Raw genomic sequence first — 25,357 nt, 5'->3', positions numbered from 1 at the left:
GGCATGGAGCAGACCCGCACCGGCGACTGGGTGCTCTCCCGGCTCGCCGTCCAGGAGCCGGGCCGGCTGGGCCGGCGCGGGCAGCTGCACCAGCTCGCCTGGGACGAGGTGACCGGGCTGGCCCTGCGCAGCCCGGTCCGCACCGCCCGGGCCTCGAGCCGCAGCGGGGCCAGCACCAGCACGGCGGGCGGGCTCACCGGGCGCCGCCGGGTTCCCGGTGCAGGTACCGCCCCAGCGCCATGAGCGGGAAGACCTGCCGGTACAGGTGGTAGGTGAGGTAGAAGTCGCCGGGGAAGCCGGTGCCGGTGGCCTGCGGCTCCTCCCAGGAGCCGTCCGGCCGCTGGGTCCGGGCCAGCCACCGCACCCCGCGGTCGACGACCCCGCCGCGCTCGCCGGCGGCCAGCAACGCCAGCAGGGCCCACGCCGTCTGGGACGCGGTGGGCGTGCCGCGACCCCGCCAGGCCTGGTCTGCGTAGGAGCGCGGGTCCTCCCCCCAGCCGCCGTCGGCCGCCTGGGAGGTCTCCAACCAGCGGACGGCGCGTCGGACCGGCGGAGCTCCCGGGTCGACCCCGGCAGCGACCAGCGCGGGGACCACCGCCCCGGTGCCGTAGACGTGGTTGACGCCCCAGCGGCCGAACCAGGACCCGTCCGGTTCCTGGACGTCCAGCAGCCACGCGACGCCCCGGCGGGCGGCGGTGCTGTCCGCGGAGCCGGTGACGGCGAGCATCTCCACGACGTGTGCGGTGACGTCGGCCGACGGTGGGTCGGTCACCTCGCCGAAGTCGAGGAAAGGCAGGTGCCGGCACAGCCGGCTGGTGTTGTCCGCGTCGAAGGCTCCCCAGCCGCCGTCGCGGCTCTGCATCCCGACCAGCCAGGCGGTCCCCCGGTCGACGGCGGCGCGGGCCGCGGGCGAGCCGGCCGCCGTCCGGGACAGGGCGACGACGACCTCGGCGGTGTCGTCGACGTCGGGGTAGAGGTCGTTGTCGAACTCGAACGCCCAGCCGCCCGGCGCCAGCCGCGGCCGCCGCACCGCCCAGTCGCCGCGGATCCGCACCTCCTCGCCGAGCAGCCAGTCGGTGGCCCGCCGCAGCGCCGGGGCGCCCGGGGGGAGGCCGGCGTCGGTGAGGGCGATGGCAGCCAGTGCGGTGTCCCAGACCGGTGACTGGCAGGCCTCGATGCGGCGCATGCCGCCCGCGCGCACGGTGAAGCGCTCCAGGCCCAGTCCTGCCTGCACCGGCGGGGAGTCCAGCGGGTGCCCGAGCAGGTGCAGCGCGATCAGCGAGTACACCCACGGCGGCTGGATGCCGCCCCAGGACCCGTCGGCCTCCTGCCGCTCCAGGATCCACCGCCCGGCCCGCGCCAGCGCCAGCCGGCGCAGTGGTCGCAGCGGATGCCGCTCGTAGCGGTGCAGCAGGCGGTCCAGCCGCTGGAAGGCCCGCCCGGTGCGGGACGCGGCCGGCGCCGCGGGCCGCGGGCCGGCGCGCAGCTCGGCCAGGTCGAAGCCGAGGGACCGGCTCGGGCGCAGCGCGCCGACGACGGCCAGCGGGACGATGGTCTGCCGCGCCCAGCAGGCGAAGCCGTACACGTTCAGCGGAGCCCACCGCGGCAGCAACACCAGCTCGGGGGGGAGCACCGGCAGCTCCGACCAGGGCTCCTGGCCGAACAGCGCGAGCCAGAAGCGGGTGAACACCCGGGCGTTCTCGATCCCGCCGGAGGCGAGGACGAACTCCCGCGCCCGGCGCAGGGAGTCGCTGTCGGGAGGATCGCCGGCCAGTCGCAGGGCGACGTAGGCCTCCACGCTGGTGGACAGGTCGCCGGGACCGCCGGGATAGGTGGCCCAGCTGCCGTCGTCGCGCTGGCGCGACCGGATCCAGGCCGCGGACTCCCGGGTCTGCGTCGCGGTCCGCACCCCGAGGAACTCCCGGAGCAGGAGGTCCTCGGCGTCCATGGTCACGTTGCTCTCGAGCTCGCCCTGCCACCAGCCGTCGGGGTGCTGCCGGTCGAGCAGCCAGTTCCGGGCCCGCTCCAGCGCCTCCGCCGCCCCGGCAGCAGGAGCGGTGGAAGGGGTCGGGACATCGGATGCGGGGATGCGGGTCATCTCAGCGCCTCCGCGCGGTGACGAAGCAGGCGATGTCGGTGAGCTCCTCGTGCACGTCGACGGGGACCGCCGCGGCGGAGAGCCGGTCGAGGGCCAGGTGCAGCCGGCGGTCGGCCTCGGCCGCCGCCCACTCCCGTCCGCCCGCCCGCTCGACGAGCAGCGCGGCCCGGCGGAGGTCGCCGTCGCCGGTCAGCGGACCGCGGCCGAGGAGCTCGGCCAGCCGGTCGCCACTGGGGGTGCGGCTGCGGAGTGCGGCGACGACCGGACCGCTCTTCTTGCGGGTCCGCAGGTCCGACATCGGCGGCTTGCCCGTGACCGCCGGATCGCCCCAGATCCCGAGCAGGTCGTCGGTCAGCTGGAAGGCCAGACCCAGGTGGGCGCCGAAGGCGCCCAGCGACTCGGCGAGGGCCATCCCGGCGGAACCGCTGAGGGCACCGGCGCGCAGGGCGCACACGAGGAGCGCACCGGTCTTGCGCCCGGCCATCGCCAGGTACTCGGCCACCGTGACGTCGGTCCGGTCCTCGAAGGCGAGGTCCTCGGCCTGGCCGCCGATCAGGGCGGCGGTCGCCTCGGTCAGGCACCGGTCCACGGCCAGGGCGGCGCCGTCGGGGAGCTCCAGGGCGAGCTCGGCGGCGAGGGCGAGCAGCGCGTCGCCGGCCAGGACCGCGCGCGCCGGCCCGAACGCGGCCCAGGCGGTCGGCCGGTGGTGCCGGGTGCGGTCGCCGTCCATGAGGTCGTCGTGCAGCAGCGAGAAGTTGTGCACGAGCTCGACGGCGACCGCGGCCCGGGTGGCAGCACACTCCGGCGCTCCGGCCGCGCGGGCGGCCAGCAGCGCCAGGGCCGGCCGCAGCGCCTTGCCGGTCTCCGCGGCCGGCCGTCCGTCGACGCACCGCCACCCGAAGTGGTGGGCGGCCACGGCCTGCAGCGAGGGGGCCAGCCGCGCGACCGCCGCGCGCAGCGGACCGTCGATGGCGGCACGGGCCTGCGGCAGGCCGGCCGGGAGCGCGAGGGTCATCGACCGGCTCCCGCGGGCGCCGGTCGGCGCAGGTCCGCCAGGACGACCTGGGCCGCGCGCCGGCCGCTGCGGACGGCGCCCTCCATCGTCGCCGGCCAGTCGGTCCGGGTCCACGCACCGGCGAGGGCGAGCCGCGGGACGGCGGTCCGGGCAGCGGGACGTAGCGCGCCGGCCCCCGGGGACTGCCGGAAGGTGGCCGCCGGCTCGCGGGTCACGAAGCTGTCCACGACCTGCGCCGACGCGGCAGCGGGCAGCAGGCGGGACAGCGCGGGCAGGTACCGCTCCCGCAGCGCCGCGACCGGCTGGGCCACGTCGGCGTCGGCCGCCGAGATCGACATCGCGAGGTACTGCCCCCGGCGCAGCCCGGAGCTGCCGGTGCGGTCGAACACCCACTGCACGGGCGAGTCGACCGCGGCCAGGAACGGCAGGGCGGTCACGGGGCGGTCGTAGACGACGTGCACGTTGAGGATCGCCGCCGTCCCCAGCCGCGCCGGCGCCTGCGGGTCGGCCAGCGCGCCGTCCGGCAGGAGCCCGCCGACGGCGTCGTTCGGGACGGCGAGGACCACCGCGTCGGCGGGCACCGGGCCGGACCGGGTCTCGACGGTGAACCCGGCCGCGGCGGGGCGGACGGCCTCCACGACGGCGCCGCAGCGGATCTGCGCGCCCAGCCGGCGCAGCTCGGCCGCGGCCGGCTCGGCGTGGAGCCGGGACAGGGGCACGGCCGACCAGCCGATGTCGGCGGCACCCGGCTCCGTCAGCAACCCGCGTCGCACGACCGTCGCGGCCAGGGCGAGCGAGGCCTCGGAGGCCCGGGCGTTGAGCGTGGCCACGGTGAGCAGCTCCCACAGCCGCTCGACCGCGACCGGCCGCTGGCCTCGTCCGGTCAGCCACGACCCGAAGCTCACGGCGTCCGCCGCGGGGTCGTCGGGGCGCACCCGGCGCAACGCGAGCGCCGCACGCACGGCGCGTGCCCGGTCCAGCGGCGGCAGCAGCCGGTAGCCGGCCAGCGCCCCGGCGAGGTGCAGCGGGGCCGGCAGGCGACTCCGGCGCAGGCGGCCGGCTCCTCCACCGGCCGCGACGACCGGCACGTCCAACCGCTCCTGCAGGACGGTGCGGTCCTCGACCCCGAGGCGGCGGAGGAAGGTGCGGTAGGCCGTGCAGCAGCGCAGGAAGACGTGCTGGCCGTTGTCCACCTCCAGCTCGCCCCGCCGGAAGGAGGAGGTGGCCCCACCCAGCCGCGGCCGGCGTTCCAGGAGGATCACCCGCGCGCCGGAGTCGGCGGCCTCGAGGCCGGCAGCCAGCCCGGCCAGCCCACCGCCGACGACGACGACCTGCGACCGGCTCACCGCGCCCCCCGGACCAGGGCCTGCACCGCCACGAGCAGCTTCTCGCGCCCCGGCAGGGCGACCCGGCCCTCGAGCACCCGGCCGGGCTCGGCGGCGATCCGGTCGAGCAGCCGGGAGTAGATGCCGGCCATGGCCAGGCAGCAGGCGGCGCTGCGGCGATCCAGCCGCGGAACGAGCCGCAGGCCGATCTCGTACCAGCCTCGGGCCCACACCGCCTCGGATCGCACCAGGTCGGGCAGCCGGTCGGCGGCGGCGTCCAGCGAGGAGGGCTTCCCGGCCTCGAGGGTGATGCCGTGCTCGGCGAGGTCCTGCTGGGGCAGGTAGACCCGGCCGTTCTCCAGGTCCTCGCGGACGTCGCGCAGGATGTTCGTCAGCTGCAGCGCGACGCCCAGCGCGTTCGCGAGACGGGTGGACCCGTCCGGGTCGGCGGTGCCGAAGACGCCGAGCGAGAGCCGCCCGATGGAGCCGGCCACGCGCTCGCAGTACCGGACCAGGTCCTCCGGGGTCCGGTAGGTCGTGCCGCGGACGTCCATCTCCACCCCGTCGACGAGGTCCGCGAAGGCGGCGAGGGGGATCGGCAACCTGGCGGCGGCGTCGGCCAGCGCCACGCTGACCGGGTCGTCGCGGTGGTCGTCCAGCGCCCCGAGCTGGGCCCGGACGGCGCCGAGCAGGCGGGCCTTCTCCTCGGTGGGGAGGACGGGATCGTCGCCGATGTCGTCGACCCGCCGGGCGAAGGCGTACACGGCCGACAGCGCCCGTCGCTTCCCGGGCGGGAGCAGGCGGATGCCGTAGGAGAAGTTGCGCGCCTGCTCGCGGGTGATCCGCTCGCACTCGCCGTAGGCGGCCGCGACCCGCCGCCGGCGGCCGGCACCGGGCCGGGGGTCGAGCAGGGCCCGCACGGCCTCGGTCGCGATCTGCCGGCGGGACGGGCGGGGAGCTCCGGCGAGCACGTCGTGGCCGGCGGCCCGGATGGCCCCGATCGCCGCCCGGCCGCCACCGACGAACCCGGCGACGAGCAGCCGCGCCTCGCCGCGCAGCGTGCCGACGAGGGCGGCCCCGGCGTCCAGGAGGGCCTCGGCGCGGTCGACCTCGAAGGCGATCAGCCGCCGCACGCCCGCGCCGGCGGAGTCGGCAGCGAGGTCGGCCTCGGTCACCCCGAAGCGGACGAGGTCCTCCGCGGGCAGGTAGACGCGGCCACGGCGGAGATCCTCGGCCACGTCCTGGCAGTGCTCGACCAGCTGCAGGGCCGTGCAGACGTCGGCGGCCAGCCGCAGCCGCTCGGGGGTCGCGGCGCCGTAGACGTGCAGCACCAGCTCGCCGACGGACTGCGCCGAGAGCCGGCAGTAGCCGACCAGCTCCTCGAACGTGGCGTACCGGGAGACCACCTGGTCCTGGAGGTTCGCCCGGACCAGCGCGTGCAGCGGGTCGGGAGGCAGGGTGCAGGCGCTGACGGCGGTCCGCAGGCCGGCCACGGCGGGCAGCTGCGCCCGGCCGGTCGCCAGTCGGTCCAGGTCCCGGTCGACGAGGCGCAGGAGCTCGGTGCGTCGGCCCCCGTCGTCGCGGACGCCGGCGTCCGGCTCGTCCCCCACGTCGTCCACGAACCGGGCGAAGCGGTAGAGGGCACGCAGGTGCCGGCGCCGGTCCGGCCGGACGAACCAGGGCGCGACGGGGACGTTCTCGGTTCCCTCCCGACCGGCCACCCGGCCGTCGAAGCGGTCGAGCACCGCCTGGTCGTCCGGGGACGGCACGGCACGGGACGTGCCGGTCGGGACGTCGGAGGCCGCACGCGCCGGGGCATCGGCCGGTGCGGCCGCTCCCCCGGTCCCCTGCCGGTCCTGGTCCTGCTCGGTTCTCACCGTTCCCTGTCCCTCCTGGGCCCGCGGGCCTGTCTGCCTCACCGTTGCGGATTCCTCGTGGCCGCGTACGGCTCGCGGCCGGTGCCGCGCCGCCCCGAGCCGGTCACGCCAGCCACCGGGCCAGTCCTCGGTACAGGGCCGGCGCGCCACCGTGCAGGCGCGCCGGCAGCCGGAGCCACCGCGGGGTGACCAGCTCGGCCGCACCGTGCTCGGCCGCACGGACAATGCTCCGGGCGACCTCCTCGGGCCCGCGCATCCGCGGCCACGACCGGTCGTACCGCCGTCCCCGGCGGGCGAAGAACGGAGTGTCCACCGCTCCGGGCAGGACGACCGAGACCCCCACTCCCCTGCGGCCGACTTCCATCCGCAGCGCGTCGGCGAAGGCGATGAGGCCGCCCTTGGTGGCGCTGTAGACCACCTCTCCCGGCACCGGGACGGCACCGGCGATCGAGGCCACGAAGACCAGGTGCCCCGACCCCCGCGCCAGCATCGAGGGCAGGAGCCGGCGGGTCAGCTCCACCGGTGCGCCCAGGTTGAGCGCCAGCATCGCCTCCAACCGCTCGACCGGCATCCCGGCCGTGTCCCCGGCCCACCCGGCACCGGCGGCGTGCACCACCAGGTCGACGGACCGGGCGGCGGCCGCCGTCGCCGCGAGTCCGTCGGACGAGGTGAGGTCGGCCGGAACCGGTTCCCCCCCGGTGCGCGCCGCCACCTCGGCCAGCGCATCCCGGTCCCGGCCGCCGAGGAGGAGACGGCCCGCCCCGCGCCGCGCCAGCTCGACCGCCACCGCCCGGCCGATGCCGCTGGACGCCCCGGTCACGAGGGCAGCGCTGCCGGCGATCACCACGGCACCCGGGCCCCGGCACGGGCCGGCTCGGGCACCTGCTCCTCCGGCCGGCTCCCCGCGTCGCGCAGCATCGTCTCCGCGTCGCTCTCGACCACCGACCGGACCGGGCCGAGGACGGCGAGGGCAGCCGCGTGGCCGAGCGGCGCGGAGAGGTCGTGCAGCGTCACGCCCGCCGGCATCCCCATGTCGTGCGGCCAGGACAGCAGCCGCGGTGGCGCTCCGGGGCCGCTCAGGCGCAGGGAGGCGGGCCGGGCCGCCAGGCCGACGCCGACCGCCTTGAGCACCGCCTCCTTGCGGGTCCACACGGTGAGCGCCCGCTCCTCCAGGTCGGCCCCGTCCCCGTCGACGGGCTCGGCGCGCCAGGCGTCCTCCCCCGGCCCGGTGGCGACGGCGAGCACCTCGGCCGGCGGCACACCGGCCGGCAGCCGCTCGACGTCCACGCCCACCGCCGTGTCCGCTGCGGCGGCCACGACCGCCCAGTTCCCGGCGTGGGCCAGCGACAGCTGCAGCCAGGGGGACCCGGCGACCCGCGGCCTGCCGTGCGGACCGCCGCAACGGTCACAGCGCCGGCGGATCGGGACGGACGCCGGATGACGGCCCAGGAACGCCGCTGCGACGACCCGCAGCAGCGCGGCGCCGACCACCTGGCGGCGCCGGTCGGCCGGCCGGTGGAAGCCGTCGGCACGGCGCAGCTCGTCGGGCGCGAGGAGGGCCTCCAGGCCGGGCACCGCGCGCTCGGTCCGGGCCCAGTACACGCGGACGCGGCCGGGAGCCGGCGCCAGGGGTGGGCGCGCGGGTCGCACGTCGCTCATCTCTTGTGCACCAGGGTCAGCCCGTCGGCGATGGGCAGGAGGGCGACCTCCACCCGCTCGTCGCCGGCGAGGGTGGCGTTGAAGGCCCGCATCCTGGCCGCGTCGCCCCGAGCGTCGGGCGCCAGGACCTCGCCGCCGAAGAGGGTGTTGTCGAACACGAGCAGCCCGCCGGGCCGGGTCCGGGCCAGGAGCTCCTCGTAGTAGTCCGGATAGCTGCCCTTGTCGGCGTCGACGAACGAGAAGTCGTACTGCTCCTCCCGCGGTTCGGCGCGCAGGGTGCCGATGGCGGGGCCGAGGCGCAGCTCGATGCGGTCGGCGAGCCCGGCGTCCCGCCACGCCCGGCGGGCGAACGCGGTCGCGGGCTCGCTGATGTCGCAGCAGAGCAGCCGACCGCCCGGGGCCAGGCCGCGGGCGATCGACACCGAGGAGTACCCGGTGAAGGTGCCCACCTCGACCGCGCGGCGCCCCCCGGTCAAGCGGGTCAGGACGGTGAGCAGCGGGCCCTGCTCCGCGGCGATCTGCATGCGGGCGTGCTGGGGATAGGCCTCCCGGGTCAGCGTCACCAGCTCCCGCTGGACCGGGTCCGGAGGCAGGCTGTGCCCGACCGCGTAGTCGATCACCTCGGGAGTCGGGGGCACGCGGGTGGGGATGGAGGGGGGCCCGGTCATGCGGCCGGCGCCCCCTCCGTCCGGACGGCTCCGCCGGCGCGGTCGGGGGGACATCCGGCGTGCTGCTCGGCGAGCAGCTGCACCGCTCGGTGCGAGGAGAGCAGGGCCCGCAGCTCGGCCCGCTGCAGGCTCCGGTCGAACGGGTCGGCGTTCGGCGGCACGTGCAGCAGCCGGGTCAGCCAGCAGGCGAACTGCTGCGCGCGCCACACGTGCCGCAGGCAGGTGTCGGTGTAGTCGTCGACTGCCGCGGGGTCCCTGCCGGTGAGGGCCGCGGTCAGCCGCTCGGCGAGCACCACCACGTCGCGGACGGCGAGGTTGAGCCCCTTGGCCCCCGGCGGGGGGACGATGTGGGCGGCGTCCCCGGCGAGGTACAGGTTCCCGAACTGCATGGGTGCGGCCACGAAGGCCCGCAGCGGGGTCACCGACCGCTCCACGATCGGGCCCTCCTGCAGCGCCCAGCCGTCCGTGGCCAGCCGCCGGTGCAGCGCCGCCCAGATCCGGCCGTCCGGCCAGTCCTCGACCCGGTCGTCGGGCCGGCACTGGACGTAGAGCCGGGTCAGCCGGGGGGATCGCATGCTGAGCATGGCGAACCCGTCCTGGTGTGCGGCGTAGACGGCGACGTCGGAGGACGGCGCGACCGCGGCGAGCACGCCGAGCCACGCCAGGGGGAAGCGGCGCTCCACGGTGGAGAGCACCCCGGCCGGCACGGTCGACCGGCCGACGCCGTGGAAGCCGTCGCAGGCCACCACGACCTCGCACCGCAACTCTCCCGTTCCCCCGGCGTGTCGGTACCGGACCACGGGCTCCCCCGTGGGGTCGGCGATCTCCTCCACCGGCGCCTCGAAGACCAGCGGCGCTCCGGTGGCCTGCCGCAGCTCGATCAGGTCCTTCACCACCTCCTGCTGGCCGTAGAAGGTCAGCGGACGGCCGGTCAGCGCGCGCACGGGCACCCGGTGGCGCTCCCCGTCGACCCGCAGCTCGAAGCCGTCGTGGCGCATCGCCTCCCGCGCGAGCCGGGCACCGGCTCCCAGCTCGGTGAGCACGTCGACGGTGCCCTGCTCGAGCACCCCGGCCCGCACCCGCGCCGCCACGTGCGCGCGGCTGCGGGCCTCCAGGACGACGGTGTCGATGCCCGCACGGTGCAGCAGGCAGGAGAGCACCAGACCCGCCGGGCCGGCCCCGACGATCGCGACGCGGGTCCGCGAGGGAATCGTCATCGCGACCGCTCCGTCACCGGAGCCGCACGGACGGCTGCCCGGTTCCGCCTCAGCACGCGCGGTCAGCGGCGGAACACGGACCGGACACCGGAGGTCTCCCGCATGTCCTGCTTGAGGTGGGAGTACATGAGCCAGCCGGTGGCGGCGGGGACGGCCACGTGCAGCGCGTGGCCGATCCGGTCCATGCGCTGGGCCTGCTCCAGGGTCTGCGGGGAGACCTGCGTCGACGTACCGGCCTGCCCACCGGCGGTCACCTGGCCCGCGGTGCCCGACGTCTGTCCCCCCTGCTGCAGCATGCGGTCGCCCTTCTCCCGCACCGTCCGCGCGGCCACGGCCGCACCGAGCGCGGTGGCGGTCAGGAAGGCCCGGAGCGGGCTCTCCGGCCCGTCGGTCAGCCACCGCGGCACGCCGTTCTGCAGTGGCTTGCCGTCGTAGCGGACCATCCCGGTGCCCACCACGTAGGCGGTCACCGAGCCGGCGATCAGGCCCCGCGAGGCCTTCCACCCGGCGTCCACGACGCGGGCGCGCTCGACGGGGTCGTCGATGGCGCCGCCGACGCCGCGGAGCAGGGATCCCAGCCCCATCAGGGAGCTGCCCCACCAGGCGGCCAGCCCCATGTTGCGGATCGCCCGGTAGTTGATCTGAGCTCGGTTCGTGGTCACCGCTGGTCCTCTCCTCGGGTGTGCTGGACGGCGGCCGGTGCACCCCGTCGGCTCGGGTGCGACCGGCTCCGGCTCGTGGTTACGGTGTGCCCCCCGTGAGCTCCGGGGTGCGCCATGTCACAGACCGTCGCAGGTGTCGGGAGGAGTCGCGAGGTGAGTCCGTTCCCTGGAGAGCCGCCGCAGGGCACAGCGGCCGGCAATGTTGCAGACCTGTGTCAGATCTACGCCGACGTGCTGGGCGCCGAGCGGGTCGACGACCGGGAGGGGTTCTTCGCGCAGGGAGGCTCCTCGCTCCTCGTCGAGGTCCTGCTCGAGCGGGTCGCCGCACGGCTGGGGGTGCACGTTCCCGTCGAGGCCTTCTACGCCGACCCCACCCTGGCCGGGCTCCGGACGCTGGTGGTGGGCCCGGACGTGCCGACCGGTCCGGCCGACCTGCCCGGGCTGCTGGCCGCGGCGGCCGAGCCCGACCCGGAACGACCGGCGGTCGTGGGACCGGACGGGGTCCTCAGCTACGCCGAAGTTGTCAAGTTGGTGACAGGTGCGGTGACCGCCGACCGAGGTGCCGGGGAGCTCCGACGGCTGCGCGTGGCCACCACCGTCGCCGGTGCCCGCAACGTGCTGGAGCACCTGGCCCGGCGGGCCCCGACGCTCCTGGTGGATCCGGGGGCCACCGCCGCGGAGGAGCAGCGGGCCTGGCAGCTCTTCGCCGGCGAGTTCGAAGCCGGCAGCGGAGTCCTCGGAGCGGATGCGGTGCACGGGGTGACCACCTCCGGGTCCACCGGTCGGCCCAAGGTCGTGCTCTCCCCCGACGACGGGATGGTGGTCATCCGTCGGCGCCAGGCCGAGGGCCTCGGCATCCGCCCCGGCGACCGTTACCTGGTCACCGCGCCGCTGCACTGGGGCTTCGGCCTGGGGGGCGGCCTGATGACCGGGCTGCTGGGCGGCGCCACCGTCGTGCTGCCCTCGCTGCCGCTGACCCCTGCCGGCCTCTCGGCCACCGCCGGACAGCATGCGGTCACGGTGACCATGGGTGTGGGCACGGCCTACCGCTTCCTGCTCGCGGGCGGTGCCGCACTGCCGGCCCTGCGCCTGGCCGTGGTGAGCGGCGAGCCGCTGCCCGCTGCGCTGGCCCGCCAGTGGCAGGAGCGGACGGGGGTGGCGCTGACCGACGGCTACGGCACGAGCGAGACCGGCCACGTCAGCGACAACGTCGCGGGGGTGCCCGGGTCGGTCGGCCGTCCCCTGTCCGGCGTCGAGGTCCGGGTCCGGGGGGACGACGGAGTGCTCGTCGAGACCGGCGTCGGGGAACTGTTCATCCGGTCGCCGGCGCTGGCGAACGGCTACGCCGGCGATCCGGAGCTGACTGCACAGCGGTTCCGCGACGGCTGGTTCCGCACCGGCGACCTGGCCGAGGTCCGCGCCGACGGCCACCTGTTCCTGCGCGGCCGCCTGGACGACCAGCTCAACGTGGGCGGCACCAAGGTCGACCCGCGGGAGGTGGAGACCGCCTGCCGGGAGGCACTGGGGCTGACCGACTGCGCCGTGATCGGCGTCCCCCTGGGCCCGGGCCGGACGGAGGTGTGCGCCTACGTCGTCGCCGACCGGCCGGTGACCCGGGCCGACCTGGTGCGTGCCCTCGCCGACCGGCTCAGCGGCTACAAGATCCCCACTCGCGTGGTGCAGCTGGCCGCGCTCCCGAGGACGCCGAACGGCAAGCTCGCCCGCACGGAGCTGCCGCAGTGAGCGGTGGCGACGATCGGCCCCCCGTGGCCGGCGACCCGCAGGTGGCGGCGCGCCTGGGCCGCGGAACGCTGGAGGACGTGCCGCTCGAGGTGCTGCAGGCCGGGCTCCGGCTGCCGCTGCACGACCACCTCGGGCTGGAGCTGACCGGGCTGCGGCCGGTCGTCGTCGAGCTGCCGCTGACCGAGCGCAGCCGCAGCCTGGCCGGGCCGCTGCACGGCGGCGTGCTCGCCACCCTCGTGGACGTCGCGGCGAACGTGGCCGTGGCCACCAGCGGCGCGGTCGACGTCACCCGCTACGGCCTGGTCACCGTGCGGGCTGAGATCGACTTCCGCGCCCAGCCGTCCGGGACGCGGGTCCGCGCCGAGGCCCGGGTGGCCGAGGTCGGGCGGCGGACGGCGCGGACGGAGTGCGTGGTCACCGACGACGGAGGGCGGACCGTGGGGCGGGCCGCGATCACCACGCGGATGCTCCCCCGGGCAGGGGTTCCCGGCACCGGGCTGGCGGGCGCCGCGTGCTGACCCCCGGTGGACCGGGGCTGTCCTGGCCGCAGCAGGTGCTCTCGCTGGCCGAGCGGATGCGCCCGGGGACGGTGCTCGACCCCCGCTGCGGGGTCCGCCGGGCGTTCGTCTTCGACGAGCAGCCCGACCTGGACCTGCTGGGCCGGGTGCTGACCGCGGTCGTCGAGCGGCACGACGCCGTGCGGACCCTCCCCCGACCCGGCGGGGACGGCGTGGTCCCGGAGCCGCGGCTCCCCTCCCCGGTGACCGTCGCGGTGGCCGCCCTGCCACCCGGCGCGGGGGACGAGGAGACGCGACGTGCGGTGCTGGCCGCCGCCACGGCCCCCTACGACCTGGCGGCCGGGCCGCTGCTGCGCGGGGTGTGGCTCTCCCGGCCGGGCGCCGGCGGCGTCCTGCTGCTGGGGCTGCACCACTGGGCCGGCGACGCCGCCGCGCTCGACGCCCTCCAGCAGGAGACCGCGGAGCTCTACTCGGCGCTGCGCTCCGGCCGGCCGCTGCCCCCGCCTCCGCCCCGGTACGCCGAGCTGGTCGCGGCCCGCAGCTGCGCTCCCTCGGAGCGCGACGGCGAGCTCAGCGCCTGGTGGCAGGCCGAACTGGCCGGCGCCCGGCGGGGGAGCCTCCCGGCCCCCGGCTCCGGCCGGACCCCCGGTGGGGCCACCGGTCTGCTGGCCCGACCACTGTCCGACGCGGCGTCCGAGGCGCTGCTGGAGCTCACCGACCGGCACCGCGCCTCGCCGTACATGGTGCTGCTCGCCGCGCTGGGCGCGCTCCTGGACGACGGCCGGTCCGCCGACGACCTCGACGCCACCCTCTTCACCGTCGACGGCGGGCGCTCGGCCGGCGAGCGCCGCACGATCGGCTTCCTGGCCGAGCCGCTGCCGCTGCGGCTGCGGCTGGACCGCACCCGGCCGCTCGGCGACGCGATCGGGGCGGTCCGGACCACGGTGCTGGCGGCCATGGCCCACCGCGACGTCCCCTTCCTCCAGCTGCTGCAGACTGCACCGCGGCTGGCGGTGGCGCTGCTGCGCGGCCGGCGGCCGGCCACGCTGGTGCAGTACTTCTCCCCCTCCGACCTCGTCCTCGACGGGCTCGTCGGCCGGGTGCTGCCCACCTTCCCGGCGTCCGACGTCGACGAGCCCCACCCGTGGGCCGTGCCGATCGACCTCGACGTCACCGTCGAGAGACGAGGGCGGAGGCACGACGTCGCCGTCCTCTTCGACCCCGGGCTGTGGAGCCGCGGGGACGTTGCTCGGGCGGTGGACTCGTGGGAGGCCGTGCTGAGCCAGGGCCTCACCGATCCGCGGCGGCCGCTGGGCCGGCTCGCGGGAGGCCCGCGGTGACCGCCGCCGAGGCCGGGCCGCGGCCCAGCGACTGGTTCCCGCTGCAGCTGCACGACGGCGTGGACGCAGAGCAGCGCTCCGCCTGGCTGGCCGCCCGGCGGGCGCGCACCCCGGTGGAGCCGATCGCCGCCGTCCCCGGCGCGGAGCCGGTGTGGCTCGTCTACCGCTACGGGGACGCGGTGGCCGTCCTGGCCGACGACGCCGGGTTCTCCCTCGGCGTGGTCGAGGAGCGCTACGGCGCCGTCCTCGGCCGGTCGATGCTCACGCTGGCCCCGCGGGCGCGGCGGGCCCTGCGGCGCGTGGTGGCCGGGCACCTCTCACCGGGTGCGCCCGGGGTGGCCGACGTGGTGCAGGCGGTCGTCGCCGAGCGGGTCGCCGCCCTCGCGGCGGCCGCCGAGGGGCCGGTCGACCTCGTGCCGCTGCTCGCGGGGAACGTGCCGGCCCGGGTCCTCGTCCGGCTGCTGGGCCTGCCCGAGGAGGAGTGGCGAGCCGTCGCCGCGCTGGCGTCGGCCGCCGCCGGCTTCCTCACCGATCCCCGCGGAGCCCTGCGGGCGGCCCGGGGGCTGCGTCGGAGCTACACCGACCTGGTGCGCGGGGCCGGGGCCCGGGACGGCCTGGTCGCCGCCTTGGCCCGGGCAGAGGTCGACGGCCGCCCCCTGGACGAGGCCGAGGTGGTCGCGTCCCTGCTGCTGCTGACCTGGGCCGGCACGGAGACGGCGGTCCCCGCCATCGCCACCTGCCTGTACGCGGTGCTGTCCGACCCCGTCGTGCAGGAGGCGGTGCGGGCGGATTCCGCACTCGCCGGCGCGGCGGTCGACGAGTCGCTGCGCTGGGAGGCTCCGGTCCAGGTGACTTCACGCCGGGCCGAGCGCGCCACGCAGGTCGCCGGCACACCGATCCCGGCAGGTGCCACCGTGCTGGTCCACCTCGGGTCGGCCAACCGGGACGAGCGGGTCTTCCCCGCCCCGGACCGCTTCGACCTCACCCGGCCCGTGGGCCCGCCGGGGCACCTGGCGTTCGGCTCAGGGGCCCACCGCTGTCTGGGGTGGCGGCTGGCCCGGGCCGAGGTCGCCGGCTGCCTCCAGGCCCTCCTCGCCCGTTTTCCGGAGATCCGGCTGGCCGCCGGTTCGCCACCGCCGGAGGGCGAGGTGCTCCGCAGCCCGCGCCGGCTGCTCGTGCACCTGCACTGACCCGCCCGTGCCACCCGTCCCGATCCGGAGACCCCATGTCGCAGCCGTCCCTCCGTCCGACGATGACCCTCGGGGAAGCGTTCGACGCCGCCGTGGCCGCCGCCGGGAACGCCTGGCTGGCCGACGACGGGGGGCAGGTGACGCTGCACCGACTCGCCGAGCGGGCCGAGGCGTTCGCCGCGGCCCTCCGCGGGGCCGGGATCGGGCCTGGTGACCGCGTCGGCCTGCTCCTGCCCAACGGGATCGGCTACGTCGAGGCGTTCTTCGGAACGGTCCTGCTCGGCGGCGTCGCCGTACCGCTGGACGACCGGCTGACCGACCGCGAGCTGGCCGAGGCCGATGCGGCGATCGACCTGGGCGCCACGGTCGCCGAGCGGGCCCGCCCCGGACGGACCGGGCGGCTCGACGTCCTCACGGGCGGCGGGAACTGGCTGGTGCCCGGCGGTCCCGCACCGGTGCACGCGCCCGCGGCCGTGCGCCGCCGGGACGACCCGGCGGCGGTCTTCTTCACCTCCGGCACCACGGGGGCCCCCAAGCCGGTGACCCTCACCCACCACGGGCTGGTCCGCCCCCTGCTGGCCCTGCAACGGCTGCACGCCGCCTTCTTCGCCGGCTCCCCGGTCACGCGGGTCAAGCGGGTCGCCACCGTGGCCTCGCGGCACGGCAGCAAGCTGCTGCGGGCCGCCGGCCGCCAGACCTGGCTGACCGCCAGCCCGTTCCGCAGCATGGCCGGCCACCAGGTGCTCACCGGCTCGCTGCTGCTGGGCCACAACCTGGTCACCACCGCGGCGTTCACGCCCCGCCGCGTCCTGGAACTGGTCGACCGGCACCGGGTCAACGTGCTCGCCGGCACGCCGGCGATGGCCGAACTCCTGCTGCGGGTGGAGGACCTCTCCCCCTACGACCTGTCCTCCCTGCTGGTCCTCGGCCTCGGCGGTGGCCCGGCGTCCCCGGACCTGGTGACGCGGGCCCGCGATCGCTTCTCCTGCGCGGTGACGGTGGGCTACGGCTCCACCGAGCTCGGCGGCGGAGTGCTGGCCACCCGGCTGGAGGACTCGCTGCGCACCCAGGCCGAGACCGTGGGACGCCCGTTCCCCGGCACGGCGGTGCGCGTCGTCGACGAGCACGGCGCCGAGCTGCCCGCCGGGACGCCGGGCGAGCTGCTCTGCCGCCCTCCGGACGCACCCGAGGACGCACCGTGGCTGCGCACCCGGGACCTGGCGGTCGCCGACGGCGACGGGAACATCCGGATCCTCGGCCGGGTCGACGACCTGGTCGTCCGGGGCGGCCAGAACATCCACCCGGCCGAGGTCGAGCGGGTCGTGGCCGAGGTTCCCGCGGTGCAGCGCTGCGCGGTGGTGGGCGTGCCCGTGCACGGGGACCAGCAGGTGTGGGTGTTCGCCGTCCCGGTCGACGGACGAGAGCTGACCGCCGACGACATCCGCCGGCACTGCCGCGCCGGCCTGGCGCCGGCCCGCCGGCCCGACCGGGTACGGATCGTCCCCGAGTTGCCGGTCAACGAGTACGGCGAGGTGCGGCGGCACCTGCTCCGCGAGCAGGCGGTGGCCGAGATGTCGGGGCGGGGCACACGTGAGGGAATCGAGGGATGAACGATCAGCCGATGTCCTTCGGGGCCTTCCGCGACTACCTGACCGAGCAGCTCGAGGTGGACCTGTCCGGCGCCGGCCCGGGCAGCCGGCTGAACGACGACCTGGAGCTGGACTCGATCCAACGGCTGGAAGCCCTCGTGGCCGTCGAGGAGCTCGGCGTACGCCTCGCCGACGAGAGCGCGGGGCCGGAACAGACGCTCGGCGGACTGCACGAGCTGTACCTGCGGGCCGGCGACACCGGGTCCGCGGCCTGACAGCGCTCTGCCGACTGCTCGGATGCATGGCCGGCTCGAGCGCGTCCGCAGAGCGCGGGAGGATCCGGCGAAGGGGTCGGCGTGAGCCGGGAGACCGCTGTGAGCTCTCGCGGACCTCCGCCGAGGTCAGCCGCGGCCGTCCCGCCGGGTCGCGGTCGGGCAGTCGCCGGCCGGCTCGAGCAGGTGGGTCAGGCCGGTGAGCCGCAGCAGGCGCAGCACCGGCGCGCTCGTCCCCTCCAGTCGCCAGGCCGAGGCCGCGCGCCGGAGGCGAACGAGGACGCGGGCGAGACTCGCGCCGGCGAACGTGACCCCCGAGGTGTCGACGATCACCGGGCGGCGCGCCTGCACCACGACCCGGTGGACGGCCTCGGCCTGCTCGACGCAGCTCATGTCGAACTCCCCGGAGACGACGACCCGGACGAGGTCGGCGTGGACGCGTGCCTCGATGCTGTCCGTGGGCCCCGGTGCCGGACCGAGGTCGGAGCGGTGGGGGGCCGGACCGGCGGACGTGCTGCTGCCGGGGCGCACGGGTGCGTCGGACGTCGGCCCGGCCACGTCCGACGGACCCGCCCCCACGGGGAGCCGGAGGACGAACCGGGCCCCGCCGCCGGGGCCGTCCTCGACCTCCACCGAGCCACCGACCGCGGTGAGGTGCTGGCGGACGAGGGTCAGCCCCAGCCCGGTGCCGGTCCTGCTCGCCGCTTCGCCGCGCCGGAACGGCTCGAAGATCCACTCCCGCTCGGCCTCGGGGACCCCTGGACCTGCGTCCTCGACCGCCACGCAGGCGTGGCCGTCCGCCAGGCCGATCCGGACGGCGGTGGGGCCGCCGGCATGCACCCGCGCGTTCTGCAGCAGGTTCTCCAACGCGCGGCGCAGCCGCCGCTTGTCCGTGACGACCGCCCGACCTGCCGCCCCCGCCTCCACGTGCACGGGCACCTGCGGCTCGGGCGAGCCGGCGACCACGGCGCGGACCAGGTCGTCGAGCGGGAAGGTGTCCAGCACCGGTTCGGACGGCGCCGACCGGACGTGGGCCAGCTGCAGCAGGTCGTCGACGAGGCGCTGGAAGCGGTGCAGCTCGGCGGTGAGCAGCTCGACGGCCTCGGCCTCGACCGGGCTCAGCCGGGCCCGGGCCTCGGCCAGGATCGCCGCGGCGCCGGCCAGCGTGGTCAGTGGCGCCCGCAGGTCGTGGCTGACGTCTGCCGCGAACCGCTCGGCACGGGAGACGCGTTCCTCGATGACGTCGGCCATGCGGTTGAAGGAGGAGGAGAGGTCGTCGACGTGGACCTCGTCGGCGACCGGTATGCGGGCCCGGAGGTCACCTGCGGCCAGCTCGTCCGCAGCGGCCGACGCCTCGACGAGTAGCCGCAGGAGCGACCATGCCTGCCCCGTGGCCGACCCGGCGGTTCCTGAGCACCCACGCGCCCGCGACGTGCCCCATGGGTCATCCGCCATGCCGCTCCCCGCTGCGTCGCCTCCGCACGGAGACACCCCTGCACCGGCCGGGAGGCACTGCGGCGCCGTACCCGGCTTATCGAGAGTAGAACCGCCGGGAACACACGGGTCACGTGTGGCAGCAGAGATCCGCACGACCTCGCGGTGTGCGCCCGCGGCCTGGTGCCGTGGCCGCGCGCCCGGGCCGTCCGTGCGACCGTCGGTCAGCGGGGTCGCCCCTCGGGGACCGCCTCCGCCGGCGGACCGATCACCGGGTCGATCCCCGCCGCGGTGAGCGCGCGGTTGCGGTGCGCCTGCCAGCACGCGTCCAGCAGGAGGACGAGGTCCTGGTCGGAGGCTCGTGGATACGGGTGAGTGCCGTCCGGACTGCGACCAGGTGGTGAACCGCTCGTCCTCCGGCAGGTAGCCGGCGAGGCGGCGCAGGTTGCCGGGGAGGGCCCCGTCACGGGAGCGCAACGCCGCCGGGGCCGGCGTGACGGCGAGGTGACGATCTGCGTCCCCGCCGGGCCGCGGCGCCGACCGTCTTCCTACCGTCCGGGGGTGAGCTCCCCGAGCGGCCTGGGCCGGCGTCGACGACGCGGCCGCCGAGTTGCCGGCAGATGGGCCGTCCGGATCGCCGTGGCCGTGGCCGGCGCCCTCCTCGGAATCCTCCTCGTCGGCCGGGTCGACGCGCCGATCGGGCCGTTCGACGCCACCCTCGCCTTCTCCCCGACCGGGGGCGGCGCGGAGCTGATCATCCCGCCACTGGGCTCGCTCGCGGTGGACGCCTACGACGGGCCGCTGGGCCTCGACGTCCGGTTGCAGCGGCTGGACCAGCAGCGGGTCACCGAGCTGGCCACCGACCCCGCCCAGCTCGACGGCATCATCGACGAGGTCACCGCGGACCTGCGGAACGCCGTCGTCGAGCTGGTGTGGACCACCGCCGGTGCGGCGCTCCTCGGCGCGGCCCTCGCCTCGCTGCTGGTCCTGCGCCGCTGGCGCGAGCCGGCCATCGCCGCGGGCCTCACCGCCGTCCTGCTGGCCGGCACCGCGGCCTGGTCGGTCACGACCTGGCGGCCGCAGGCGCTGGCCTCGCCGACCTACAGCGGCCTGCTGGTCAACGCGCCCGAGCTGCTGGGCGACGTCGAACAGGTGCTGGCGAAGTTCGGTGCGTACCGGGCCTCGCTGCGCGGGCTGGTGAGCAACGTCAGCACCCTGTACGCCACGCTCTCCACCCTGCCGCCACCGGACACCATGGACGGCACCGTCGCCCTGCTGCACGTCTCCGACATCCACCTCAACCCGGCCGGTTTCGACCTGGTCGAGCAGCTGGTCGAGCAGTTCCCCGTCGACGCCGTGCTCGACACCGGGGACATCACCGACTGGGGCAGCGAGCCGGAGAACGCGATCATCGACCGGGTCGGCAACCTGGGCGTGCCCTACGTCTACATCCGCGGGAACCACGACTCCGCGGCGACCGTGGACCTCCTGGAATCCCAGCCGAACGTCACCGTCCTCGACCGGGAGGCGACCACCGTCGCCGGAGTCACCGTCGTCGGCACCCCCGACCCGCGGTACACCCCGGACGGCGACGACCCCGCGAGCCGGCCCTCCCTGGAGCAGACCGGGGAGGCGCTCGCCGAGTTCGCCGAGAGCCTGCCGGAACCCCCCGACATCGCGCTGGTGCACGACCCCGAGCAGGCGCCGCCGCTGGCCGGGTCGGTCCCGCTCGTCCTGGCCGGGCACACCCACCAGCGCGACGTCAGGATGCTCGACGGCGACACCCGGCTGATGGTGCAGGGCTCCACCGGCGGGGCCGGGCTGCGCGCGCTGCAGGGCGAGTACCCCGAGCCGCTGACGGCGACGGTGCTCTACCTCGACCCCGGGAGCGACGAGCTCGTGGCCTACGACGAGGTCACCCTCGCCGGGCTCGGCCGGACCGAGGCGACGATCGAGCGCACCGTCGTGCAACCCCTGCCGGACGACGGAACCGGCGCCGCGGAGCCGTCCACGGCCGACTGAACCCCTCCGTCACACAGCCGTCATCCACGCCTCGCACATCCGGCGGCTGGGTTTCAGCTGCGTGACGAAGGAGCCTCCCGGCGGATGCCGCCGCGGGACGTGGACACGGTGGAGGTGCACGTGAACGACAGACCGGGGCCCCTCCCCGGACGTATCGAGAGGAACCCCATGCGCTCCACCCTGACCCGCCGCTCGCTGCCCGCCCGCACGGGCGCGGCTGCCTTCGCCGCCTTCGCCACCGTCGGGCTGGCCGCCTGCGGCGGCGACACCGCCGGCACCGAGGCCGGTGCCGACGTCGAGGACATCGTGGAGGAGGAGCCGGCCGCGGACGAGCCCGCCGCGGAGGAGCCGGCCGACGAGCCGGCCGCCGAGGAGCCGGCCGCCGAGGGTCCGTTCGAGGGCCCCTTCGACTCGGCCTTCTACGACGAGATCGACTCCTACGTCGGCCAGGAGGTCGTCCTGTCCGCCGACGTCAACGAGGTGATCACCCCCACCGCCTTCACCATCGCCGGCACCGACGACACCTCCGTCGAGGCACTGCTGGTCGTCAGCGCCACCGAGAACAACGAACTGGCGCCCGAGACCACCGTCGAGGTGACCGGCACGGTGCAGCAGGCCTTCGTCGTCACCGAGGTCGAGGAGGAACTCGGCATCGACCTCGACGACGCGCTGTTCGCCGATTACGAGCAGGAGCCCTACGTCGTGGCCGAGAGCGTCGAGGTCCTCGAGAACGTCGACTCCGTCGACTGATCTCGCCCCGGCCCGGCCGGGAGGCACCTCCCGGCCGGGCCGTGCCGTTCGAGCCCCGCGGAGCAGACCGCGGTCGGGCACGGTCCGCAGGGGACAGGCTCGCCGGTCCTCCCACCGCTGTGACCGTGGGACGGCGCCACTGCGGAGTATCCAGGAAGTGCCCGTCCGGCCGCCGCGTTCCAGCGGCCGCGATCCAGGCCGGCGTCGGAGAGGATCACGGAATGGGACGACGAGACCTCCCGGACGACGCAGGCCGTCCTGTCGAGGCCATGACCGGTCCGGCAGCGGCGGACACGACTCCGACCGACGTCCGCTCCTTCGACGGCACCCGCCTGGCACTCAGCGTGTGGGGTCCGGAGGAGGCGCCGGTCGTCGTCCTCGTGCACGGGCTGGGCCTGTCGATCGAGTCGTGGGGAGAGGTCCCCGAGCTGCTGGCCGACCGGCACCGGGTGCTCGGCTACGACCTGCGCGGGCACGCGCAGAGCGGGGACGCGCGCTCCGGCGGGTACGACCTGGAGGCCCACGCCCGGGACCTGGACGCCGTGCTCACCGCCTGCCTGCCCGAGGGGCGACGGGCGGTGGTCGCGGGGCACAGCTTCGGTGGGGGGATCATCCTGGCCACCGCCCGGCTCGTCGGCACGGAGCGCATGGCCGGCGTGGTCTTCGCCGGCTCGGGCGGCTCGGGGGTCACCGCGCCCGGTCTGCCTGCCCGCCGCCTCCCCCACGGCGTGCAGGCGGCGGCGCAGAAGGGCTGGTTCCGCGTACTGCGGGTCACCGCCCTGGTCGGCCGGAGGCTCCGTCCGGTGAAGGCGGTGTCCGACCGGCTGGTCCGCCGTGCGGCCTTCGCCGCCGACGCTCCTGAGGACGCCGTCGCCCAGGTGCGGGACAGCTTCCTGACCACCCGGCCGCTGGCGCTGGCCGGCACCACCATGGCCAGCGTCAACCACGACGGCATCCGGCTGGCCCCGTACCTCGACGTCCCCACGCTGGTGCTGCACGGCCGGAACGACCCGGAGGTGCCGCCCGACGATCTCCAGGAGCTCATGACCGCACTCCCCGACGGGGAGGCGGTGCAGATGCCCGGCGCCGGCCACATGCTGCCCCTGTTGCACCCCCACGTCGTCGCCGAGCAGATCGCCCGCTGGGCGGCCAGGACCTCCGGCTGATGGGGCGACAGCTCCACTTCGAGCCCTTCGTCCACCTCGTCGACGTCGGACCCGACCGGGCGTTGGTCGCCTGGGGCGGCTTCTGGTTCGCCCGCGACGACCCGGCCGGCCGCTGGCGGGTCGTCGGCGACGGACACCTCGACGAGGTCGACCCCGGCCGCACCTCGAGCATCGGCGCCGGCTCGGAGCCCTACGGCCGTGCGGACGTCGAGGTGCTCGACGACGGCGGCGCCGTGGTCGCCCGGGCGACCACCGCCGAGGCCAACTCCGTGTGGGTCGAGGGGCTCTCCCCGGACACCCGCTACCGCTACCGCGTCGCCGTCGACGGGCGTCCGTGGGCGGACGGCGAGCGGTGGGACTGGGGGCCGGTGCCGCGCGGCGGGCTGGACCTGCGCCCCGGCGGTCGGGCGTACGACTTCGCCTTCCGCACCCATCCCGCGCTCGACCGGCCGGCTCCCCTGGATTTCGCCGTCCTCGGCGACTTCGGCGTCGGGATCGTGGCCGACACCGAGGCCGGCCGGCGGCAGCGGCGGGTCGCCGAGGTGCTGGACCGGCTCGTCGACCGGCCGGGCATCCGGCTGGTCCTCACGGTCGGCGACAACGTCTACGCCACCCCGGGCCGGCGGGGCTCGGAAGGCAGTGGGGACTCCGACGACGACTGGTACGGCAGCTTCTACCAGCCCTACCGCTACGCCCTCGCCCGCATCCCGGTCTACCCGACGGTGGGCAACCACGACACCGCCGACCAGGAGTCCAGCGACGACCGCGCGCGGATCCGCGACAACTTCCACACCGACGCCCGCTTCACCCCGGATGTCGCCGGGGCACGGGCCTCGGTGGACCCGGGCATGTTCTACCGCCTGGCTTTCGGCGCCGACGTGGAGTTCCTCTGCATCGACACCTCGCTGTCCCGCGACCTGCCCACCGAGCACTTCTTCGAGCACCCGCGCCACCATCGCTTCCTCGCCGACGCCCTGCCCGAGGCCGACGGCCCGCGCTGGCGCATCCCGTTCTCCCACCACCCTGCCTACTGCGCCGGTCCGCACCACCCGAACACCGCCGCGATGGTGGAGCACCTCGTGCCGCTGTTCTGGCGGGCCGGCGTCCGGGTGGCCTTCGCCGGCCACGAGCACAACTTCCAGCTCTCCCGCGTCGACGGCATCGACTACGTCGTCTCCGGCGCGGGCGGCCAGCTGCAGGAGGAACCGCCGACGGGCTTCGCCGAGGCCGGCACCGTGGCCTGGGCCGCGCAGGCCCACCTGCTCCTCGTCCGTATCGACGGCGTGGAGATGACGCTCACGCCGGTCGCCGCCATCGAGCGGGACGGCGAGCTGGAACCCATGACGCTCCGCACCCCGGAGGGCCGGCTCGTCGAGGTTCCCGTTCCGGTGCGCGCGGACTGACGGTGTGGTCGCTCGTGGCCACGGGCCCGTCGTCCTGTCCCTCCGGGCCCTCGTGACGCCGCTGCCGACGGCCGTGTCCGGTCACGAGGCCGTCATCTCGCCGCGTCGCGGGACGGCCGATGTGACGTTCCTCTGACGAACACCGGCGGACGTGGCCGACCTCCCGGAGCTCGCTCACCGTGGGAAGGGCGCCGGTCCGGCTCCCCCCGTGCCGGGCCGGCGCCAGTCACCGCCTGACGGCCGGCGACGAGTCGGTCGACCTGATGAGCCTCGACCTGCCGTTCATCCCCGAGTCCGCCGAGGCCGGGGTCCTCGCCGACGTCCCCGGGAACGTCGCGGAGCGGGTCACCGAGGGCGGATGGTCAACACCGGCAGGGAGGAGGATCAGCTGATCGGCGTGTCCGGCCCTGACTTCACGGGCGTGGTCGTCGAGGGAGCCCCGAGCGCCCCGCCTCTGGAGATACCCGTCCCGCCCGGTGAGACGGTCTTCTCCGGCGGTTCTTCCGGACCTGTCCTCATCCTGACCGGGATCGACGAGACCCTCCGGACCGCCGAGACCATTCCGGTCACCTTCACCTTTCGGGACGCCGGCGACGTCACCGTCGACGCGGTGGTGAGCGCTCCGCTGCGGCGGACGATCGATCGGTATCTCCGCGAGCAGGAACCCGGCGCCAACTGACGACGGGGCAGGCTCGGGCCTGGTCTCCGGTTCGTAACCGGTCGGGAGGAGCCGACCACGACCACGGTGCGGGACCGTCCCTCCGGTAGCCGCATCGCCGGAGGACCGGCATGTCGACCTGAGACACAGCGGCGCAGTCGGCCGGGCGTTGACACGGATGGGACGGCGTCAGGTCCGTCGCCGTCGGAGGAGTGACGGATGCTGTTGTCGTCGCACGAACGCGAACGGTTGACGATCTACACCGCGGCGAAGCTCGCCGCTGAACGCAGGGACCGCGGCGTCAAGCTCGACCTCCCCGAGGCCACGGCGTTGCTCACATCGTTCCTGCTGGAGGGCGCCCGGGACGGCCGGACGGTAGCCGAGCTGATGGACGCCGGGCGGAATGTGCTCAGCCGCGACGACGTGAGGGACGGCGTGCCGGAGATGCCGGGCCAGGTCCAGATCGAGGCGACGTTCCCCGACGGCATCACGCTCGTCACCGTCACGGCACCGATCCCATGAGCCGCGGCGAGCAGCCCAGCGACGCTCCGGACGGACGCGGGCGGCGCGGCAGCGACCGGCACCCGTCGAGCGGGTCGAACGGCCCCAGCCTCCCGCGACGGCCGGGCACCGGGCTGATCGACCACGAGCCCGCCACCGAGCTCCCATGGCGCAGCGCTACGTCCTCTTCTAGCCGGACCTGGCGGGAGAGCCCGACCGAGGCCGGAGTCTTGACGTCGGCGAACGACGT

General features: G+C 76.0%; 23 protein-coding genes and 1 pseudogene. 14 read left to right on the top strand and 10 right to left on the bottom strand.

The genetic code is table 11. The annotated features are described in order from the left end of the window. Positions 1-243: pseudogene (locus tag E4P41_RS22980) on the top strand (hypothetical protein); the annotation flags it as partial. Here the strand turns inward: E4P41_RS22980 and shc are convergent. From shc to E4P41_RS03255, 9 genes are all read right to left on the bottom strand, one after another. Next, positions 194-2,098, bottom strand: a complete 1,905-nt coding sequence (gene shc / locus E4P41_RS03295) for a squalene--hopene cyclase (protein ID WP_135139447.1) — start codon at positions 2,096-2,098, stop codon at positions 194-196. The pseudogene E4P41_RS22980 and the gene shc sit on opposite strands and share 50 nt — an antisense overlap. A 1-nt stretch (position 2,099) precedes the next feature. Further along, positions 2,100-3,113, bottom strand: a complete 1,014-nt coding sequence (locus E4P41_RS03290; protein WP_135139446.1) for a polyprenyl synthetase family protein — start codon at positions 3,111-3,113, stop codon at positions 2,100-2,102. Then, positions 3,110-4,459 (bottom strand): hydroxysqualene dehydroxylase HpnE, encoded by a 1,350-nt coding sequence (hpnE, locus tag E4P41_RS03285; protein ID WP_135139445.1) that lies wholly within the window; start codon positions 4,457-4,459, stop codon positions 3,110-3,112. Before hpnE ends, E4P41_RS03290 begins: the two co-directional genes overlap by 4 nt. Beyond that, a complete protein-coding gene (gene hpnC / locus E4P41_RS22560; protein WP_209307514.1) occupies positions 4,456-6,315 on the bottom strand; it encodes a squalene synthase HpnC in 1,860 nt (619 codons plus the stop codon). The genes hpnE and hpnC overlap by 4 nt, the downstream gene beginning before the upstream one ends. A 103-nt stretch (positions 6,316-6,418) precedes the next feature. Next, positions 6,419-7,159 carry an SDR family NAD(P)-dependent oxidoreductase gene (locus tag E4P41_RS03275; RefSeq protein WP_245177073.1) on the bottom strand — a complete coding sequence of 247 codons (741 nt, stop codon included), beginning with the start codon at positions 7,157-7,159 and terminating at the stop codon, positions 6,419-6,421. Then, positions 7,156-7,974: a 4'-phosphopantetheinyl transferase superfamily protein gene (locus E4P41_RS03270; RefSeq protein WP_135139442.1), complete on the bottom strand. Its 819-nt coding sequence runs from the start codon at positions 7,972-7,974 to the stop codon at positions 7,156-7,158. Before E4P41_RS03270 ends, E4P41_RS03275 begins: the two co-directional genes overlap by 4 nt. Continuing rightward, the gene (locus tag E4P41_RS03265) at positions 7,971-8,642 is read right to left on the bottom strand and encodes a class I SAM-dependent methyltransferase (RefSeq protein WP_135139441.1); all 672 of its coding nucleotides are present in this window, start codon (positions 8,640-8,642) and stop codon (positions 7,971-7,973) included. Before E4P41_RS03265 ends, E4P41_RS03270 begins: the two co-directional genes overlap by 4 nt. Continuing rightward, positions 8,639-9,859 (bottom strand): 4-hydroxybenzoate 3-monooxygenase, encoded by a 1,221-nt coding sequence (locus E4P41_RS03260; RefSeq protein WP_135139440.1) that lies wholly within the window; start codon positions 9,857-9,859, stop codon positions 8,639-8,641. Before E4P41_RS03260 ends, E4P41_RS03265 begins: the two co-directional genes overlap by 4 nt. Before the next feature lie 62 nt (positions 9,860-9,921). Then, positions 9,922-10,521 (bottom strand): hypothetical protein, encoded by a 600-nt coding sequence (locus E4P41_RS03255; protein ID WP_135139439.1) that lies wholly within the window; start codon positions 10,519-10,521, stop codon positions 9,922-9,924. A gap of 153 nt (positions 10,522-10,674) precedes the next feature. Here E4P41_RS03255 and E4P41_RS03250 point away from each other — a divergent pair, with 153 nt between their 5' ends. The 6 genes from E4P41_RS03250 to E4P41_RS03225 are packed head-to-tail and all read left to right on the top strand — an operon-like array spanning position 10,675 to position 17,176. Continuing rightward, positions 10,675-12,264 (top strand): fatty acid--CoA ligase family protein, encoded by a 1,590-nt coding sequence (locus E4P41_RS03250; protein ID WP_167760898.1) that lies wholly within the window; start codon positions 10,675-10,677, stop codon positions 12,262-12,264. A 23-nt stretch (positions 12,265-12,287) separates the two neighbouring features. Beyond that, on the top strand, positions 12,288-12,782 hold the full coding sequence (locus E4P41_RS03245) for a PaaI family thioesterase (protein ID WP_167760897.1): 495 nt from the start codon (positions 12,288-12,290) through the stop codon (positions 12,780-12,782). Then, on the top strand, positions 12,776-14,122 hold the full coding sequence (locus tag E4P41_RS03240; protein WP_135139436.1) for a condensation domain-containing protein: 1,347 nt from the start codon (positions 12,776-12,778) through the stop codon (positions 14,120-14,122). Before E4P41_RS03245 ends, E4P41_RS03240 begins: the two co-directional genes overlap by 7 nt. Beyond that, the gene (locus E4P41_RS03235) at positions 14,119-15,312 is read left to right on the top strand and encodes a cytochrome P450 (protein WP_135139435.1); all 1,194 of its coding nucleotides are present in this window, start codon (positions 14,119-14,121) and stop codon (positions 15,310-15,312) included. Before E4P41_RS03240 ends, E4P41_RS03235 begins: the two co-directional genes overlap by 4 nt. 35 nt (positions 15,313-15,347) lie before the next feature. Next, positions 15,348-16,922, top strand: coding sequence for a class I adenylate-forming enzyme family protein (locus tag E4P41_RS03230; protein WP_135139434.1), 1,575 nt, complete (start codon positions 15,348-15,350; stop codon positions 16,920-16,922). Beyond that, on the top strand, positions 16,919-17,176 hold the full coding sequence (locus E4P41_RS03225; protein ID WP_135139433.1) for an acyl carrier protein: 258 nt from the start codon (positions 16,919-16,921) through the stop codon (positions 17,174-17,176). The genes E4P41_RS03230 and E4P41_RS03225 overlap by 4 nt, the downstream gene beginning before the upstream one ends. 126 nt (positions 17,177-17,302) lie before the next feature. On the opposite strand, the gene E4P41_RS03220 is transcribed toward E4P41_RS03225, so the two are convergent. Next, positions 17,303-18,628: an ATP-binding protein gene (locus E4P41_RS03220; RefSeq protein ID WP_135139432.1), complete on the bottom strand. Its 1,326-nt coding sequence runs from the start codon at positions 18,626-18,628 to the stop codon at positions 17,303-17,305. Positions 18,629-19,168: 540 nt separating this feature from the next. Between E4P41_RS03220 and E4P41_RS03215 the strand changes: the two genes are divergently transcribed. The 7 genes from E4P41_RS03215 to E4P41_RS03185 all read left to right on the top strand — a co-directional run bounded on the left by E4P41_RS03215 (position 19,169) and on the right by E4P41_RS03185 (position 25,128). Further along, on the top strand, positions 19,169-20,629 hold the full coding sequence (locus E4P41_RS03215) for a metallophosphoesterase (RefSeq protein ID WP_135139431.1): 1,461 nt from the start codon (positions 19,169-19,171) through the stop codon (positions 20,627-20,629). A gap of 168 nt (positions 20,630-20,797) precedes the next feature. Further along, positions 20,798-21,379, top strand: coding sequence for a hypothetical protein (locus E4P41_RS03210; protein ID WP_135139430.1), 582 nt, complete (start codon positions 20,798-20,800; stop codon positions 21,377-21,379). Between the two features lie 269 nt (positions 21,380-21,648). After that, on the top strand, positions 21,649-22,545 hold the full coding sequence (locus tag E4P41_RS03205) for an alpha/beta hydrolase (protein ID WP_167760896.1): 897 nt from the start codon (positions 21,649-21,651) through the stop codon (positions 22,543-22,545). Next, positions 22,545-23,948 carry a metallophosphoesterase family protein gene (locus E4P41_RS03200; protein ID WP_135139428.1) on the top strand — a complete coding sequence of 468 codons (1,404 nt, stop codon included), beginning with the start codon at positions 22,545-22,547 and terminating at the stop codon, positions 23,946-23,948. Before E4P41_RS03205 ends, E4P41_RS03200 begins: the two co-directional genes overlap by 1 nt. 263 nt (positions 23,949-24,211) lie before the next feature. Further along, complete coding sequence (locus E4P41_RS23555) at positions 24,212-24,340, top strand: hypothetical protein (protein ID WP_280659041.1); 129 nt, start codon at positions 24,212-24,214, stop codon at positions 24,338-24,340. 5 nt (positions 24,341-24,345) lie between these two features. Beyond that, positions 24,346-24,627, top strand: a complete 282-nt coding sequence (locus E4P41_RS03190; protein WP_245177072.1) for a copper chaperone PCu(A)C — start codon at positions 24,346-24,348, stop codon at positions 24,625-24,627. A gap of 198 nt (positions 24,628-24,825) precedes the next feature. Further along, a complete protein-coding gene (locus E4P41_RS03185) occupies positions 24,826-25,128 on the top strand; it encodes an urease subunit gamma (protein ID WP_135139426.1) in 303 nt (100 codons plus the stop codon). Positions 25,129-25,357 lie beyond the last annotated feature (229 nt).

This window comes from Geodermatophilus sp. DF01-2, assembly GCF_004571065.1.
GTDB lineage: Bacteria > Actinomycetota > Actinomycetes > Mycobacteriales > Geodermatophilaceae > Geodermatophilus.
This window is presented reverse-complemented; position numbering and strand designations above follow the sequence as displayed.